Annotated in this window: 15 protein-coding genes; 11 read left to right on the forward strand and 4 right to left on the reverse strand. The window is 42.2% G+C overall.

Annotation, left to right across the window (positions count from 1 at the left end; genetic code table 11):
- Positions 1-25 precede the first annotated feature (25 nt).
- The gene (locus FR741_RS02040) at positions 26-1,348 is read right to left on the reverse strand and encodes a HipA domain-containing protein (protein WP_167427056.1); all 1,323 of its coding nucleotides are present in this window, start codon (positions 1,346-1,348) and stop codon (positions 26-28) included.
- Complete coding sequence (locus FR741_RS02045; RefSeq protein WP_167426207.1) at positions 1,338-1,877, reverse strand: hypothetical protein; 540 nt, start codon at positions 1,875-1,877, stop codon at positions 1,338-1,340. The genes FR741_RS02040 and FR741_RS02045 overlap by 11 nt, the downstream gene beginning before the upstream one ends.
- A gap of 105 nt (positions 1,878-1,982) precedes the next feature.
- On the opposite strand from FR741_RS02045, the gene FR741_RS02050 reads away from it, so the two are divergent.
- The 3 genes from FR741_RS02050 (at position 1,983) to FR741_RS02060 (ending at position 3,897) form a co-directional block, all read left to right on the forward strand.
- Positions 1,983-2,192 carry a helix-turn-helix domain-containing protein gene (locus FR741_RS02050; RefSeq protein WP_001898369.1) on the forward strand — a complete coding sequence of 70 codons (210 nt, stop codon included), beginning with the start codon at positions 1,983-1,985 and terminating at the stop codon, positions 2,190-2,192.
- A 372-nt stretch (positions 2,193-2,564) separates the two neighbouring features.
- Complete coding sequence (locus FR741_RS02055; RefSeq protein ID WP_167426208.1) at positions 2,565-2,819, forward strand: killer suppression protein HigA; 255 nt, start codon at positions 2,565-2,567, stop codon at positions 2,817-2,819.
- The gene (locus FR741_RS02060; protein ID WP_167426209.1) at positions 2,806-3,897 is read left to right on the forward strand and encodes an ImmA/IrrE family metallo-endopeptidase; all 1,092 of its coding nucleotides are present in this window, start codon (positions 2,806-2,808) and stop codon (positions 3,895-3,897) included. Before FR741_RS02055 ends, FR741_RS02060 begins: the two co-directional genes overlap by 14 nt.
- On the opposite strand, the gene FR741_RS02065 is transcribed toward FR741_RS02060, so the two are convergent.
- Both FR741_RS02065 and FR741_RS02070 read right to left on the reverse strand, forming a co-directional pair.
- Positions 3,898-4,842, reverse strand: a complete 945-nt coding sequence (locus FR741_RS02065; RefSeq protein ID WP_167426210.1) for an alpha-glutamyl/putrescinyl thymine pyrophosphorylase clade 3 protein — start codon at positions 4,840-4,842, stop codon at positions 3,898-3,900.
- Entirely contained in the window at positions 4,829-5,797 is a 969-nt protein-coding gene (locus FR741_RS02070; RefSeq protein WP_167426211.1) for a thymidylate synthase, read from the reverse strand. The genes FR741_RS02065 and FR741_RS02070 overlap by 14 nt, the downstream gene beginning before the upstream one ends.
- A 694-nt stretch (positions 5,798-6,491) precedes the next feature.
- On the opposite strand from FR741_RS02070, the gene csrD reads away from it, so the two are divergent.
- From csrD to FR741_RS02110, 8 genes are read left to right on the forward strand one after another with little or no spacing between them, the layout of a single operon-like run.
- Entirely contained in the window at positions 6,492-8,501 is a 2,010-nt protein-coding gene (gene csrD / locus FR741_RS02075; RefSeq protein WP_005397415.1) for an RNase E specificity factor CsrD, read from the forward strand.
- A gap of 11 nt (positions 8,502-8,512) precedes the next feature.
- Positions 8,513-9,958 (forward strand): MSHA biogenesis protein MshI, encoded by a 1,446-nt coding sequence (locus FR741_RS02080; RefSeq protein ID WP_167426212.1) that lies wholly within the window; start codon positions 8,513-8,515, stop codon positions 9,956-9,958.
- The gene (gene gspM / locus FR741_RS02085) at positions 9,955-10,605 is read left to right on the forward strand and encodes a type II secretion system protein GspM (protein WP_054868338.1); all 651 of its coding nucleotides are present in this window, start codon (positions 9,955-9,957) and stop codon (positions 10,603-10,605) included. The genes FR741_RS02080 and gspM overlap by 4 nt, the downstream gene beginning before the upstream one ends.
- A complete protein-coding gene (locus FR741_RS02090) occupies positions 10,598-10,930 on the forward strand; it encodes a hypothetical protein (protein WP_012841368.1) in 333 nt (110 codons plus the stop codon). The genes gspM and FR741_RS02090 overlap by 8 nt, the downstream gene beginning before the upstream one ends.
- A 20-nt stretch (positions 10,931-10,950) precedes the next feature.
- Positions 10,951-12,594, forward strand: a complete 1,644-nt coding sequence (mshL, locus tag FR741_RS02095) for a pilus (MSHA type) biogenesis protein MshL (RefSeq protein ID WP_167426213.1) — start codon at positions 10,951-10,953, stop codon at positions 12,592-12,594.
- Between the two features lie 44 nt (positions 12,595-12,638).
- Positions 12,639-13,484, forward strand: coding sequence for an ExeA family protein (locus tag FR741_RS02100; RefSeq protein ID WP_046873590.1), 846 nt, complete (start codon positions 12,639-12,641; stop codon positions 13,482-13,484).
- Entirely contained in the window at positions 13,481-14,575 is a 1,095-nt protein-coding gene (locus FR741_RS02105) for a tetratricopeptide repeat protein (RefSeq protein WP_174856086.1), read from the forward strand. The genes FR741_RS02100 and FR741_RS02105 overlap by 4 nt, the downstream gene beginning before the upstream one ends.
- The gene (locus FR741_RS02110) at positions 14,572-16,296 is read left to right on the forward strand and encodes a GspE/PulE family protein (RefSeq protein ID WP_167426215.1); all 1,725 of its coding nucleotides are present in this window, start codon (positions 14,572-14,574) and stop codon (positions 16,294-16,296) included. The genes FR741_RS02105 and FR741_RS02110 overlap by 4 nt, the downstream gene beginning before the upstream one ends.
- The last annotated feature ends 1 nt before the right edge of the window (position 16,297 follow it).

Genomic DNA, 16,297 nt, shown 5'->3' on the forward strand with positions numbered 1-16,297 from the left:
GGGTAACAATCGTTACCTAAAATGCTTATTTGATTGATCTGTTAAGCTTATCGACGGTTTCAATTGCATGTAGAAATATAGCATCCTTTACTAAGGTGAACTCTTCCTCTGGAAATCGTTTGTCAATACGGCTAAGTGCGTTGCTAAATTGAGAGAGAAAGTCTGAGACAATTTCATGGCAGCCCGCCTTGCTGATACCAAACTGACTAGCTGTCTGCTCTATGTGCCGAAAGAAAATTTTGTTGATATGATATTTGTATCCTCGTGACGCTCTCAATCCCATTGCTAGCTTTAGCTTCCGCTTATTTAATCCATTAGCACCGACAGCGGGATAAGCTGATAGCAAATCGTAGAACGGTGTAAGCTGATAGCGTCCGCTAGGAGCAATATGCACGGAAAAGTTCTTGAGATGACCGTCAGTGGCACCAAGAAGGCACTGCAAAACCATGAACTTAAAAAAGTCATGATTGTTCGCCTCGCTTTTCACAGAGAGGCTCAAAACATCAACAATTTTGGAGACTCCTAGGTTATTCTCCGCTTGATACTTTTGATGCTCAGGCACTCCGAATATTTGGCAGAAATCTTCTTGGTGTATACGAGACACGACTCCGTCACCAAAAACAAAACGTCGGTCGAACCGCTCGACAGTAAGTGCTTTAGCTCCTGATTCAGTCGTGATTATCTCGATATTGGGTACTTTAAAACCAAGTTCCTTAGCAACTTGAGTACAGATGAATTCATTCTCTATGCTGCTGCTCATATCTAGTACCGAGCTATTTTGGGCAATCGCATCCATTGGATACTTGATAATGTGGCTACTTAGTGATTTCTCTTGAGGTACGTACCATTTACCGTTCAACCTAGTTAGGGTTGTTTTTCGCTGTGTCCCCGAAATACAAGGTCGATAATCCCCAAAAAAAGGAAGAAATGACGTACGCTGAGTAACGAGTTCATTTAATTCACTTGCCGAGATCTCTTGATATTTCCATCCTATATTTGGCGGCTCCCTACTCTCAGTAAATGAAATGCTGCCCGTGCAATCATGACCAATCTTGGAGAGTAAAGTGAACGCATCGTTGGATTCCACACCCACCGAGTGAGCAAGACTTAATCGTTCTTCTTTCAAGTCAGGAAGCAGGTTGTGCATAAAATTCAGAACATTAAATGATGAGAATTTTCCCTTTACGAGCGGAAGGCTTAACGAGATCGGGAAAGCTGAATCATATGCTAACCACTCATCAGAATAAGAAAATGACCAGTTGACCTTCGACTGTTGGACAAACTGCCCCACGAGCATGTTGTTTGTGGCATGTGCGTAAAGTATACGGTTATACAAATTAGCTCCCATTTTCCAATGGTTGGGTTGTGTTTTTGTAGAAGGAGATTGCATTTTCTACTGCCAGCATTTCGGCTTTGAGATCCAATCTACGATTGTCATGCTCTGAGATATATTGTCCTATGCATGGCCTAAGCTCGGAGTATTGCGCACACAACCGATTAAAATGCTTCCAAGCTCTCTCGTGAAGAGAATAAGACTCTGATAAATCAGAGAGTTTATCTCTCAAGCTTGTCAAAAGGTTTTCTTCATGATTATGACAATTATTTGAGTCTTCATTGTAATTGTCATAATCAAAGACCTCCCAGTCCGTGTGGTTGAACATAAACCCTTTGAAAAACTGTTCATCGCCATTTTCATGGAAGCCGCATGAAATGACAGCCCCAATAAACGTCATAGTTTTCATGATTCTTTCAATGTATTCGTCTGACAAACACTCGTCTTCAGAACCATTCAATGGAACCGACTTTAAGTCGTTAACAGTGAAGTGTTCGTGGTTATAAATGGCGAGAAATAACTCTTTTCTGATTTTTACCTTCATGTGTTCAAAAATTGGCCTTTATTGTTAATTTTGAGGATTATAATCCGTGGAGTTGTACGCCGCAACTGTGCAATTGTTCAGCAAATTAATTTCATAAATAAAAACATGAACAAAAAGCTTGCGGCACTTGTGGGCAAACGCATTGCAAAAATGAGGAAATCTAAAGGGTTAACTCAAGATAAACTCGCGTTGTTCGCAGAGATAGATAGAAGTTATGTTGGACGCATTGAGCGCGGTGAAGTCAATCTCACTGTTGAGAAGTTATATGAGATTGCGGAGACTTTGGGCTGTGATGCTAAGGAGTTATTACCTTGATGGTTTAGCCTTAGGTTTAACCTATTGGCTCTAAAATTACGACTGAGATGAATCACTTATGATGACAAAATAGTTTTGTGCCACTTTTGCTAAAGTTGCAATAATACAGTGTGAAGATACTTTCAGTATTCTAAAGCCTCCCAGCTTAGAAATATGATTTTATGACGCAACGCATAGTTAAAGTTATAAAATAAAGTGTTGTAATCTAAAAAATGGAAGGAGAGTAGAATACGCAATGCATATGGTGTAATTTATTCTCGTAATTTTTCGTAAAGGCGTTGATGGTCAATCTTGTATATTTCATTTCAAACCAGAGAACTCAGAGAGATATGTGAATGCTCTAAAGTTGCGCAAACTATCTTAGGAACTAGTTTGGCCCACAAGCTTCAATCTCGTTTATCTGATGTTGTCGCTGCTGAAGATTTTACAGATTTGCCTCTCGGAAATCCAAGAGTAGAGTGCAAAAGTTCTACAGAATATCTTATAATCAATTTAGACAAAGATGTTACTATAGGGTTTGTTTGCGGTCACTCAAAACCTCCATATCATAACAATGGAATGATCGATTGGGCTAAAGTAATTAGAGTTAAGTTAATGTTTATAGGCGAATATAATGTTAGTCAGTAATGATTTCAATCCAGATTGGGTATCCCCACCAGGTGACACCATCATAGATCTCATGGATGAAGTAGGACTATCGATTGAAGAGCTTAGTAAACAAATTGGCTTGCCTAAGTCTAAAGGACAATCTTTGATCGAAGGTGAGCTTGATATTGGAGATCAGCTTGCGTCTCGACTTGAGGCTACTTTCGATGTATCTAAAAAGTTTTGGTTATCAAGAGAGAATGCTTACAGGAAACATATAGTTAAGCAAGAGGAAATCAATAGAACTTGGCTTGATTCATTACCTGTCAGAGACATGAGTAAATATGGCTGGATACCCAAAGGCCTTACAGGTAAGAAAAAGCTAATGGGATGCCTTAATTTTTTTGGTGTAGATTCTGTCTCCGAGTGGCTAAGTGTCTATGAAAATAGGTCATTGCCAGTAGCATTTAGAAAAACTGCATCCTTTCCTACAGCACCTTTAGCAGAGTTAGCTTGGTTGAGACGTGCGGAAATAATATCTAGCAAGAACCGCTGTTATGATTGGGATCGAGATCTATTGATTGATAGTCTAAATGACATTAGATGTTTAACCGTTTTACCTGATCCTCGTGTATTTATCCCCAAGTTAAGAAGTATATTAGCAGCTTGTGGTGTTAGTTTGGTTATTTTACAAACACCTAAAGGTTGTAGAGCTAGTGGGGCAACTTGTTTCTTTGAGAAAGATAAAGCAACTTTAATTATGAGCTTTAGATACTTACAAGATGATCACTTTTGGTTTACATTGTTTCATGAAATTGGGCATCTTATATTACATGAAAAAGAAATAGTGAGACTAGAAGGAAGTGAATCAGATGACTCCTCAAGAATAGAGGAAGATGAAGCTAATGAGTTTGCTCGTAATGTCTTAATACCTAAAGAATATCAATCTCAAATGAAGTATTTTAGTTTGAGAAACTGGAGGGAAATCGTTAGATTTTCAAAAAGAATTGGAATTTCTAAAGGTATTGTTCTTGGGCAGCTTCAACATATGAAGCTAATACCATTCTCACATCTTAATCGCCTAAAAGTTAAATATAATAGAGAACATCTTGGCGGGTAGTTACCCGCCAAAATATTTATATATATCAGGTGACTTTTGCCAATTACATAATGCATCTTCCATTATTTGCATTTTTAAATTTTTTACTGGAATAATTTGACTAAGTTTATAAAGTTCATCATTTAGATTTTTTATTGATATAGGGTGTTTCTTATCATTAAAAAGTAATAGCTTTGAACCTGATAATGGACCTGTAGCTCCTGATAGGTACAAGTCTTTGGGATCTAATTCAATTAGTTCAATTTTAGTAAGCATTGTTAAGTAGTCAAACTTAGCTGTTCTACCAAATGAAACTACACTTTTCATGTCTTTATATAAGATATCAAACAACCCTTCTGGGGAAATGGTTTGACCTGTAATAGCCTCTGCTTCTGAAAATCTAGCAAGGTGACTTTTAGAGCCTCCAATCCACTTTACGTAACTTTCGATTACTTTTGGGAGCGCTCTCTTACCGTAAGGCTTGAGCGTCTCATATTTTCTATGGTTACCAAAGCTCCTTTGGATATTATCATTGCAAATTTCAATATAAGCTTTTTCATACCATTTCTTGAAGTCTACAATGTTTTCAGAAATAGATTCCCAGTCCCATTTTTTTTCTCCTAACCCACCATAAATATCTTTGCATAGACGCCACCCAGTCTTTTTGTTTTTACCAAAATGAGTTGATAAAAACACTAGCCAACAAGCTTCGTCGTAATTACCATTATTCTTATGCCACCAAGCTGCTCTAATAGGATCAAAGATATCACTGTGAGGATTTGTTCTTAATACTGATATGGTGTTTTTTCCTACAACTCTGACATATTCTATTCGTCTTATACTATCTAGTATCTGCTTTGATAAAGTCGAATAATGACTAGAGGTAAGTAATCCTTTTAGATTGTTTTCTTTATTATAGTCATATAAATTATTTTCTATCTTATTTAATACTTCAAGTTTTTTCATTGTTAATTCCATTAATTTTTGAATCTATAAATATTTTATATTTCTTATTGGATAATTTATTTACAAGATGCCCTATGTCGATATTTTTGTCATTAGATATCAATGAATAAATCTCTAATAATTTTAATATATCTTTCCAGTAGCTATTAATATTTAATTCTTGTATGTCAATGGATTGGTTTTCTCTTATTTTTTTCTCAGAGTTTAAAATGATATCTCTAAAATTTAAAAAGTTTTCTTTTGGCATTTCGGGCATAATGTCATGAGTAGACATGTACCCTTCATTTTGCATTTCTTGTATTTTTAATTTATGCTCAGTGTAAATATGTAAGCTAACAACAAAATGATGATATTTACCTAATTCATACCCTAAACTTGAAGAAATTATTTCTTGTAGCATTGTGAAACAAAAAATATCATGGGGTAGTCCAAGAAATGCATCATTTGAGCGCATCATGGTATATAGATCTAGCTTATTATTTCTAACAACAAACTGTAAAGATAATGTACAAGGAACATCGTTATAGTTTTCTTGAATGTCTCTTGCATCAAATAGTTGAATTACAGCCCTGCGGGTTGTACTTTTTTCTTCTAGAATTTTTATGATATTTGAGAATTGGTCATATTTATCATGCATATGGAATATTCTGGGGCCATATGCGCCATTGATTTCACCATTTTCCTCTATACAGCAATCATATTTTTTTATGTAATGCTTAATAAACTCTGTATCTCCAGTGCCTGAAAGGTACCAGAGGAGTTCACCTAAACAGCTAAATATCTTGCCTCTCGACTCTGAAGAACTGATCCTAGCTCTAGGGTTACTAAGTACCAAATTGCATCCTAACAGTTCGATAGTTTTACCTTTGGTGGCTTTGTTGGCTTTCCCACTCGCTAACAGAGCACTATAAACAGACATCATCAAATCATCGATGGTTTCTTCCTGAAAATGCATATCAGCTCCACTTCCTTTTTGTGCAGAGTACCAAAAAATATAACATGCCAGTATGGTGATCGTTGAATAATGTGATGTTTCATATCAATTTGATTGGTAATGCTATCGTTTGAGGTATAAATCTACTGCACTATAATCTTCTGCTTTTAAAGTGTATTTCTAATGATAACTTTTTGAGTGAATGGGTTTGTTTTGCTAGGATCTGATGAGCATACTAATTTAAGCTACATCTTTTAGAGTTAGTGTTTAGCAAGCTCTTATTTTCTGTAGATGTGCTTTAAAAAGTGTAAAGACAACCTCTCATACTGTGCTGGAGTTTACATAAAATAAAGAAAGTTGATGATGTAATTGATTCATACAGCATCTATGTTAGAGAAAGTCTAGTAATTACGTGGGGTTCTGGACGAACGAACGAGCTTGACGTCTTTAAAGTCGTAAGTCTTCCATTCTAAATTCTGCTTATGCTTGAATCGAAAAGGCCGCGAATATCGCGGTCTTTTTTATTGTCGCTATCTAATGATCTCAAAGGCTTATCTCAGCAAGGTTAGGCGTAACAATAAAACTTATCAATGAGTGTGATGTTCTTTATGCTCCAGCCTCTCACTATCAGACGAATCCGATTGTTTGATGAACTCTTATCAAGTATAAATATTTCAATAAGGTATATGATGAATAAAAAAGGAATTTGGTATTCATGAGGTATACCCCAACTCTTAAGTTAAGCACACGGCTGGTGGCTTTTGTCACCATGATCGTCATCTGCGCCATGTTTATCTTGTTTGTCGGTGGCACCCTCTCTTTTAAACGTCTTGGGCAGGAATATCTCACCCATTATTTAGAAGGGATCGTAGAGGTGGTCGACAAGGAGATGGAAGATCCTGACGCTGCTTATTCTATGCAGCGCTGGATGCCGAAAATGCTGCAGGCTTCCAATATTGTCGAAATGACATTGTCGACCAACAATGCGGTTGTTTATCGTTTCAAAGATACTTCTCATCAAATGGAAGCGTCAGTCTTGTTTGAGACAGAATACCAACTGACTCACAATCAAGATTACACGATTCATTTTAAAGCGATCCCGCCTTACTTAGGTTACAGCTACTCAATGCAGGCGCTTTGGTCGATCACGCTTGCCGTTATCCTGATCATCTTCTGTTTAATGCGCGGTGTTGCGTGGCTTAAGGAGCAATTAGAAGGCTCTGAAATGCTCGAAGAGCGAGGCAGGATGATCCTTGCTGGTCGGGTAGAGCAGTATGCAAAAGGTGACAAAAAAGAATGGCCTTATACTGCCAGTGAAGCGCTCGATGTATTAATTGAAGAGTTACAAGATGCGCGTCAAGAGCGAAGCCGATTTGATACCTTTATTCGAACTCAAACCTTCCTTGATAAGTTAACAGGTACCGCCAATCGAGTGCTGTTTGATAGCAAACTGGAATCGGCGTTACTAGAAAGTGGGGCTCGCGGCGCAGTATTGCTAGTACGCATTCAAGACTGGAAACTGGTTGAAGAAGAGCAAGATAAGCAAATTACGGATGAGTTTATTGTTGAAGTTGGTAGTTTATTATCCAACTTAGTTCAGCGATACCCTGATGTTGTATTTTCTCGTTATTACGATGCTGATTTTGCGTTATTTCTGCCACATCAAAGTGCCAAAGATGTGGCTAATTTGGCATCACAATGCATTCGCCAGTTAGAAAAATTAATTCCGCCAGAGCCACTCGACCCAGACAACTGGTGCCATATAGGCATCACTACTTATAAAGAGGGTGAGCGACACAGCCAAATCATCGATGAGGCAGAGACAGCTTTGCGTAGTGCGCAACTACAAAATAACAATAATTGGAGTCGCTTCAAAAAATGGAACCACGATGAAGAAGCTCGCGGAAGTGTGAGGTGGAGAACGTTATTTGACACAGCACTTACACCAGAAAGTGTGATACTCTACGCACAATCTGTGCACCCAATAAGTGACGCGACGCATAAAAAATCATTATATGAAGAGTTAACATGTCGGATTCGCGATCCTGAGAATGGCATTGTTAAAGCGTCTCGGTTTATTTCTGCGATCAGACAGGTTGGTTATGAAGCGCAAATGGATAAGTCAGTTATTAATAAGTTCTTAAGAGACTTTAAGGATAATTTTGATAACTCGAGGGAGTATGCGCTCAATTTGAATGTAACGCCTTTTTCTAACCGAGAGTACTTTAAATGGTTTCGTGATGAACTCTTACAGTTGTCACGTGAACAGAGAAAGTGTCTCAGTTTTGAGTTTGTTGAAGCACAATTTGTAAGACACTTAGACTTTATGCGACCAGTCGCTAAAATGCTGGCCGGTTTAGGGTGCCACTTAATGGTTGGGCAGGCTGGACGAACTATCGTCAGCACTCACTATTTAAAAGAAGTGGATATTCGTTACCTTAAACTTCATCGCAGTTTAGTAGCAAAAATCGACCAGCGACATGAGAACCAGCTATTTGTCCGCAGCATGCTAGGTGCCGCGGCAAACAGTAAAACTAAAATCATAGCAGTGGGAATTGAGAATCAAAACGAGCTCAACACGTTAATTGAGCTCGGGGTTTATGGTGGGCAAGGGCGCTACTTTTCTGCAGAGCAGCAGTTTCTTCCTCGTCCACAAGCATTACCAAGTTCTCAATCAGAATCCCAAGTGAAATTGGGAAGACGAAATCGCTGGCGTAAAAAATAAAGATAATAATCATGGATTTCAAAGCACTACTCGACAAGCTCAAACGATCATCTGGTGGTGGTCGTTCCTGCTTTTTGGTTATTCAGCCAGACGCCGTTTATTTATCATCTTCAATAAAAAGTGGTCGCCCATACCAATTTGATATTTCTGAATCCAATTGGGAGAAAGCCGTAGAGCAAGCATTGAGCGTTGCTGCGAGTGCGTATGATTCTCTAACGGTTGTCCTTTCTCATAACTATTATCAGATGTATCAAATCGACAAACCTGTCATGCCGCGCCAAGAATGGCCTGCAGCATTACCGTTTTTGTTGAAAGAATTGATCTCTGAGCGTGCCGTTGACATTATTGCCGATGCGGTAGAGCTACCCAATTCAACCAAAGTGCAAGCTTACGTCTTATCACGAAAAATGTTGGATAAGATCGTGTTACTGGCCAGTCGCGCCCAGTTGCCATTAGAAGCTGTTCTTCCTGAAGACGACATTTGGGGAGAGACCGCAGGTGAGCTAGGTAACTTCCTATTATTACAACGCAGTGTGCGTGGTCACTTCCGTATTAGCGCTTTTGTCGAAAATACTATCGCGTTCCATCGTTCGATTCGCAGTGTGACGCCACCGTTAACGGGTGTTCCGTCTAGCGAGTTACAGATGGATAGCCTCTCGTTAGAACTGCAACGTTCGATTGATTATCTTTCTTCTCAGTTGCGCCATGTGCAGCTGCATCAATTGAAAGTGTGTTGTGATGAGGAGGATGAGAGTGAGCTTGTTCAGTCTCTAAACTACCGTTTAAGCACTAAAGTCTCTCTGTTATTACCACCAGAACATGAGCTATCAGGACACGTTTTAGCAGATGCTGCTGCGGCTTCTAATACTCGACGCGTTAACTTATACCCTGATTACTTAAAGCCGAAAAAAGAGCTCCTGACACTAAGAAATATCGCGTTATCTTGGGGTGTCGCGGCTGCGGCCATTCTACTCTCTTACGGCTATGTGACTTGGCAGAGCAGTGGTTTAGAAGATGAAATTGCTATTGTAAAAAGCAAAGGCGATATCATGAAGTCAGAGCTTGAACGCTATCAAGTCAAGCTACGTAAGCATCAACCCGACAATAATAAGCTGGCAGCTAAAGCCCGCTTAGAGCGTGAAGTCAAGGCGAAGCGAGACTCGCTTAAAGCCGTCGGGAAATACGATGACTCGCAGCGCACGGGTTACTCTGGCGTTATGCAATCATTAGCTAAGCTAGGAAACCAAGAAATTTCTTTGTCCGAAATTCGAATCAATAACCATACCTTAGATCTGAAGGGACTGGCGAAAAAGCCGAGCTCAGTACCAAGTTGGGTTAACCAATTTAAAAATGAAATTAGCTTGGTTGGCCGGACATTTGACGACGTCAAAATTGGCCGAAATGATAAGGATATTGTGACGTTTGAACTAAAAACGCGCGAGGATAAAGAGAAATGAACGAATTCTGGATCTCATTAGAAGAGCGCTTTGGCGAAATGAGCGCGCGTGAAAAAGTGCTTATCGCGCTGTGTGGTTTAGTTGTCGTGATCATGTTGCTTTTTACGCTGGTACTGGAACCAAAGCTTAACGAGATCATCAGTAATGAGAGGCAACTAAGCAATTTAAAGCAAGCCAATCAAAAGATTGAAATCGACACGCTACGTATTCAAGCGCAGCTGAAGAAAGATCCAAACGCTGAGATTGATCGCGCGATATCTAACCTGCTAACAGAAAGTCAGCACCTTTCGATGCAGCTAGCGGAGATCATCGAACACCTTATTACACCTTCGCAAATGGCTGAGCTGCTGGAAAATGTATTAGAGCAGCAAAGTGGCATTCACCTTTTGTCTTTGCAAACTTTGCCATCTGAGCCAATTACGGAAGATAAAGAAGCATCGCAATACTCTGGTTACTACGTGCACCCTGTACGCATGGAGCTGACTGGCGACTACTTTTCTATTGCCAATTATCTAAATAAGTTGGAGAGCCTTCCTGCCAGTTATTATTGGCGCAGCTTTAGTTACAAAGTCGAAGAGTACCCGAAAGCGAAGCTTGTGTTGGAAGTCTACACACTAGGATCTCGAGAGGAGTTTATTGGTGGTTAAAAAACTCATCATCTCATTGCTTGTCATGGCTGCGACAGGAACCGCTTGGGCGAACCAAGATCCAACGGCACCACTTGGCTGGGAAAAGCCTGCGGTTGAAACGTCAGCGAAACCAAAAGCAAAACAGTACCGACTGCCTACGCTCAACAGTATTGTGTGTAAGCCAAGTACTGCTTGTGTCGCGATTATGGATAACAAGCTTGTTGAAAAAGGCGAGCTATTTAAGGGTTATCGCGTCGCGAGCATTAATAGTGAATTTGTAACTTTAAAGCGTGGTAACCGTCAGTGGGACCTAGAGCTTTTTGGTTTAAACGTAAAAAAATAATAACCAGAGCCTGATCAGATATGCGCAAATTAGTTGTAGGAATAACGATTGCTTCTTTAATGGGATGTTCAATGGGTCACCGTGACCCCGTGGAAGTCAAAGAAGCACTCAATGAATCTATCAATCAAGCGAACAGCCGCACGTTAGAAGAAATTCCTTCTTCTGTCGAAGCGGACCTGATGCCTAACTTAGACTCGAATGTTGCTTCAGAGCAAGGCACCTCGAAGCGTTTCCGTATTCAAGCGAATGCGGTCGATGCACGAAGCTTTTTTGCCTCTCTAGTCAAAGGCACTGAGTACAGCGTGGCGATTCATCCAGCGGTACAAGGTAATATCACCGTCAACTTGTCAGATGTTACGTTGGATGAAGTCCTGAGCGTTGTACAGAACATGTATGGCTATGATGTGGTGAAGTCTGGCAAAGTTATTCAAATCTACCCTGCTGGTATGCGTACGGTAACCATTCCTGTTGATTACCTCCAGTTCAAACGCTCTGGTCGATCATTGACGAGCATTGTCACGGGCTCAGTGACCTCGGCTGGTACGTCTAATTCTGGCGGTAGCTCAGACAGTTCTAACTCCTCAGACTCTGACAATGGAAGTAACAGCGGCGATAGCTCGACGACTTCTACGGGCGGTACGCGCATCGAAACCATCACTGAAAGTGACTTCTGGCCGATGCTGCAGCAAGCCGTTGCGAATCTAATTGGTTCAGGCAAAGGACAAAGTGTTGTCGTAACACCACAAGCAGGAGTGATTACGGTTCGAGCGTTTCCAGATGATATTCGAGAAGTCCGTGAGTTCTTAGGTGTATCGCAGGAGCGCATGCAGCGTCAGGTCATTCTTGAAGCTAAAATTCTAGAAGTGACGTTGAATGATGGCTACCAACAAGGCATCAACTGGTCGAACTTATCGGCGTCAATTGGTAACTCGGGTAGTGTCGTAGTGAACCGTCCAGCGTCGGCATTACCACCGTTGGATGCGATTGGCACGCTATTGGGCGGCCAAACCAACGTGACTATCTCTGATGGCAACTTCAATGCTGTGTTGAGTTTTATGTCTACGCAAGGTGACTTGAACGTTCTTTCGAGCCCTCGTATTACCGCAGCCAACAACCAAAAGTCGGTCATCAAAGTGGGTACCGATGAGTATTTTGTTACCGAGTTATCGAGCAATGCAGGCAACGGTGAAAATTCAAATGCCGTTCCAGAAGTGGAATTAACACCGTTCTTCTCAGGTATCTCTCTCGATGTGACTCCGCAAATTGATAACAAAGGCAATGTGTTCCTCCATGTTCACCCTGCGGTTATTGAAGTCTCGGAAGAAGTGAAGAAATTGAACTTGGGCGGTGAGTTCCAAAACATCCAATTGCCATTGGCAAAAAGCTCTATTCGTGAATCTGACTCGGTTATTCGTGCTAAAGATGGCGATGTTGTGGTTATCGGCGGTTTGATGAAACAGCAAAATCGTGAGCTTGTTTCTAAAGTCCCATTCTTAGGCGATGTGCCCGCATTGGGGCATTTGTTCCGCAACGTAAATAACGTGACTGAGAAAACAGAATTGGTCATCTTGCTAAAACCGACCGTAGTTGGTGTGAACTCTTGGCAGAAAGAGCTAGAGCGCTCTCGTGATCTGCTGCAAGAGTGGTTCCCAGATGCGCAATAAGCGCGGGGAAAGGTTCCGTTTTTCAATGAGTTTGTGATTCGAGTATGTACTTGTCACATTTTGGATTTCGAGTTCAGCCTTTTTCGTTAACCCCAAACACAGAAATGTTCTTGGGGTTAGTCCCTCACTATGAGGCGATCCAAACCATTTTAGCCGCTGTGCAAATGGGAGAAGGGGTGATTAAGGTGACGGGAGAAGTCGGCACCGGAAAAACCATGGTGTGTCGTAAGTTAATTGAGCAGATTGAATCTGAAGTCGAGCTGATTTACTTACCTAATCCAGTTTTGAATGGAGAGCAGTTGCAGTTTGCTGTCGCCAGAGAGTTAGGCATCGAGAACGATGACCCGCTACGTATTGTTTCTCTCATTCAAGAACACCTGATTCAAGTGCATTCTGCGGGAAAGAAAACCGTCTTGATCGTCGATGAAGCGCAAGCTCTTTCTCCACAAGCTTTAGAAACATTGCGTCTGTTCGGTAACCTAGAAACGGAACAAGATAAACTCATTCAACTGGTGTTATTCGGACAACCTGAGTTGGATGAGCGGTTAGCCAGCCACGAGCTAAGGCAGTTTCGTCAACGTATTACGTTTAGTTGTCAGCTGCGTCCTCTTTCTATCGATGAAGGCGTGGCTTACATCAATAATCGTTTAGACAAGGCAGGCAATGGAGCGCACATTTTTTCTATTGAGCAGAAAAAAGCGATTTGGCGTTCATCCATGGGGATTCCACGTTTGATCAACCAAATTAGCCACAAGTCGTTGCTTGCGGCATTTAATGATCGTTGCACACTATTAAAAAATCATCACGTTTACGCAGCTATGCACGATACGTTTGATGCCCGTAAACCTAAGTTTAAAACACCCGTATTTTGGGGATGGAGTCAACCTTGAGTGCCATCAATAAAGCATTATCAGAACTCGCTGAAAAAACATCACCGTCAGAGCTTACTCGTGCGGACATTCCCAACGTTTCACGCAGTAAACCTTGGCTTTGGCTCGTTGCTGGTTTCTCGTTAAGCCTTGCGGTGGGCGGCTGGGCGGTCTCTCGCGGTCCTATCCCTTCAGGCGAGCTTTCATCTGTTCAAACAGAAACCATGCCATTGTCGTCAGTGAATGCTTCGTCAATCACATCATCAGAGCGTACTCATTCGCCAACGAGTAAAATGACGCCCGAGACAGCCCATGTGGTTTACACGAAGCCAGTGACACAACCGGCAGCGCAACAGCTTCATATGCCTGAGACTGATAGGTTCACGCCAAGAGCGGAGGTAAATGCGGTCTCTGAAGATGCAGTGCTACTCGCGCAAGTGGCAACGATGCCAAGCGATGAGCAATCTAATCACGTAACCCGCACGACAGCAGAAAACAGTTCAATGCGTATTGAGCAGGTTGAGCTGACGCACCGCCAGTTATCTCTTAAAGCGGTTAGCCGAGCGGAAAAAGCACTGGATGCTAACGATATGCAAACGGCGTTGTCGGCTTATGCTGAGGCGTTACGTTATGAGCCAATGAATGCAGACACGCGTCAAAAATTATCGGCGTTGTACTTTGGCAAAGGCGACACGCGTAAAGCGTATGAGATTATCCAAGAAGGGATCAACCTTGACACGAACAACCAAGTACTTCGTTTGGCCTTGTCTAAGTTGTTAGTGAAAGCTAATCAACCTGAAGCGGCGCTGAGTCCGCTTGTGCATTTGCCTCCAAGACCAAGTCGAGATTACTTGGCGATGCGTGCGGCATTGGCACAAAAACACAAGCAGAATGATATTGCGCTTGAGAGTTATCAACTCCTTACTCAACGTGAGCCGGAAAATGCGCGCTGGTGGCTAGGTTTAGCGATTCAACAAGAGCGCGCGCTGACGTTTACCGCCGCGATCAACTCTTACAACCAAGCTCTGGGTAAAGTTGGCATTTCGAATCAATCGCAAGCGTTTATTCGTGACCGTTTGAGCATCTTGAAACAGCTGGAGAATGCACAATGAAAATTCAGTTGAGAAAACGCTTAGGCGATCTTCTGGTTGAAGAAGGCATCGTCTCTGAAGAACAAATCCAGCAAGCACTAAACGCACAACGTAGTACCGGGCAGAAGCTAGGCGATGCGTTAATTGATCTCGGCTTTATTACTGAGAAGCAAATGTTGGACTTCTTGTCCCAACAACTTGGTTTGCCATTGATCGATCTTGGTCGCGCCCCTGTGGATGCGGAAGCGGTACAGATTCTACCTGAGGTACACGCACGTCGCTTACGTGCGATGGTCGTTGCTCGAAATGGGGACACGTTGCGCGTTGCCATGAGTGACCCTGCGGATTTGTTCATCCAAGAGTCACTGATGAATTTGCTAGGTGAATACAACCTTGAGTTCATTGTGGCTTCAGAGCGCCAACTCATTTCAAGCTTTGACCGCTATTATCGCCGCACTAAAGAGATCGCTTCTTTCGCGGAACAGTTGCATGAAGAGCATAAAGACGAGCAAAGCTTCGATTACGGTATTGATGGAACCGACAGTGAGGAAGTTACCGTTGTAAAGCTGGTTAATTCCATGTTTGAAGATGCGGTACAAGTCGGGGCATCGGATATTCATATTGAGCCAGACGATCAGATTTTGCGCTTACGTCAGCGTATTGATGGTGTACTGCATGAAACCATCCTGAATGAAGTGAATATCGCATCGGCTTTGGTTCTTCGATTGAAGTTGATGGCGCACCTAGACATCTCTGAGAAGCGCTTGCCACAAGATGGCCGATTCAATATCAAAGTGCGTGGTCAATCAATCGATATTCGTATGTCGACGCTACCAACGCAATACGGGGAGTCCGTAGTAATGCGTCTGCTTAACCAGTCTGCTGGTTTGCGTCCATTAGAAGAGTCAGGTTTGCCGCCAGATTTGCTTGCTCGTTTACGTCGACAGTTGGCTCGTCCGCACGGCATGATCTTGGTGACGGGGCCGACAGGTTCAGGTAAAACCACCACGCTTTACGGCGCATTAAGTGAGCTCAACGAGCCAGGGAAAAAGATCATTACAGCAGAAGATCCGGTCGAATACCGTCTGCCTCGCACCACTCAGGTACAGGTAAACAGTAAGATCGATCTGACTTTCTCGCGTGTGCTTCGAACCTTCTTGCGTCAAGACCCAGATATCATTCTTGTCGGTGAGATGCGTGACCAAGAAACGGTAGAAATTGGTCTGCGAGCTGCACTAACGGGTCACTTAGTATTGAGCACTCTTCACACCAATGATGCTGTCGACAGTGCGTTACGCATGATCGATATGGGCGCACCGGGTTACTTGGTTGCCAGTGCGGTCAGAGCCGTGGTGGCGCAGCGTCTTGTTCGCCGTGTTTGTCCAGATTGCAAAACAGAAGACCATCTAGACGAGTCACGCCAACAGTGGTTAGCTGGGCGTTTCTCAAATCAAGTGGGCACCACTTTTTATAAAGGTGCAGGCTGTCAAAACTGTAACTTGACTGGCTATCGAGGCCGAATCGGTGTGTTTGAAATGCTCGAACTGGAGCAAGAAATGATGGATAAACTGCGCGCCAATGATGCGGTTGGCTTTGCCCAAGCCGCGCGTCGCTCAGAAAACTATAAGCCGCTGCTTGCCTCGGCGATGGAACTGGCGCTGCAAGGCACCGTCAGCTTGGATGAAGTGATGACCCTAGGTGAAGGTGACGCTTCTGGTAAGACTGATCCCATTTTCATATAGG

The sequence above is a fragment of the Vibrio diabolicus genome (assembly GCF_011801455.1).
GTDB classification, from domain to species: Bacteria; Pseudomonadota; Gammaproteobacteria; order Enterobacterales; family Vibrionaceae; genus Vibrio; species Vibrio diabolicus.

Bases quoted from the DNA above. Each gene is read 5' to 3' on its own strand.
- gspM (WP_054868338.1), top strand. From the start codon at position 9,955: ATGAACGAATTCTGGATCTCATTAGAAGAGCGCTTTGGCGAAATGAGC.
- FR741_RS02040 (WP_167427056.1), bottom strand. From the start codon at position 1,348: ATGGGAGCTAATTTGTATAACCGTATACTTTACGCACATGCCACAAAC.
- FR741_RS02050 (WP_001898369.1), top strand. From the start codon at position 1,983: ATGAACAAAAAGCTTGCGGCACTTGTGGGCAAACGCATTGCAAAAATG.
- FR741_RS02045 (WP_167426207.1), bottom strand. From the start codon at position 1,877: ATGAAGGTAAAAATCAGAAAAGAGTTATTTCTCGCCATTTATAACCAC.
- FR741_RS02070 (WP_167426211.1), bottom strand. From the start codon at position 5,797: ATGCATTTTCAGGAAGAAACCATCGATGATTTGATGATGTCTGTTTAT.
- FR741_RS02080 (WP_167426212.1), top strand. From the start codon at position 8,513: ATGGATTTCAAAGCACTACTCGACAAGCTCAAACGATCATCTGGTGGT.
- FR741_RS02110 (WP_167426215.1), top strand. From the start codon at position 14,572: ATGAAAATTCAGTTGAGAAAACGCTTAGGCGATCTTCTGGTTGAAGAA.
- FR741_RS02065 (WP_167426210.1), bottom strand. From the start codon at position 4,842: ATGAAAAAACTTGAAGTATTAAATAAGATAGAAAATAATTTATATGAC.
- csrD (WP_005397415.1), top strand. From the start codon at position 6,492: ATGAGGTATACCCCAACTCTTAAGTTAAGCACACGGCTGGTGGCTTTT.
- FR741_RS02100 (WP_046873590.1), top strand. From the start codon at position 12,639: ATGTACTTGTCACATTTTGGATTTCGAGTTCAGCCTTTTTCGTTAACC.
- FR741_RS02060 (WP_167426209.1), top strand. From the start codon at position 2,806: ATGTTAGTCAGTAATGATTTCAATCCAGATTGGGTATCCCCACCAGGT.
- mshL (WP_167426213.1), top strand. From the start codon at position 10,951: ATGCGCAAATTAGTTGTAGGAATAACGATTGCTTCTTTAATGGGATGT.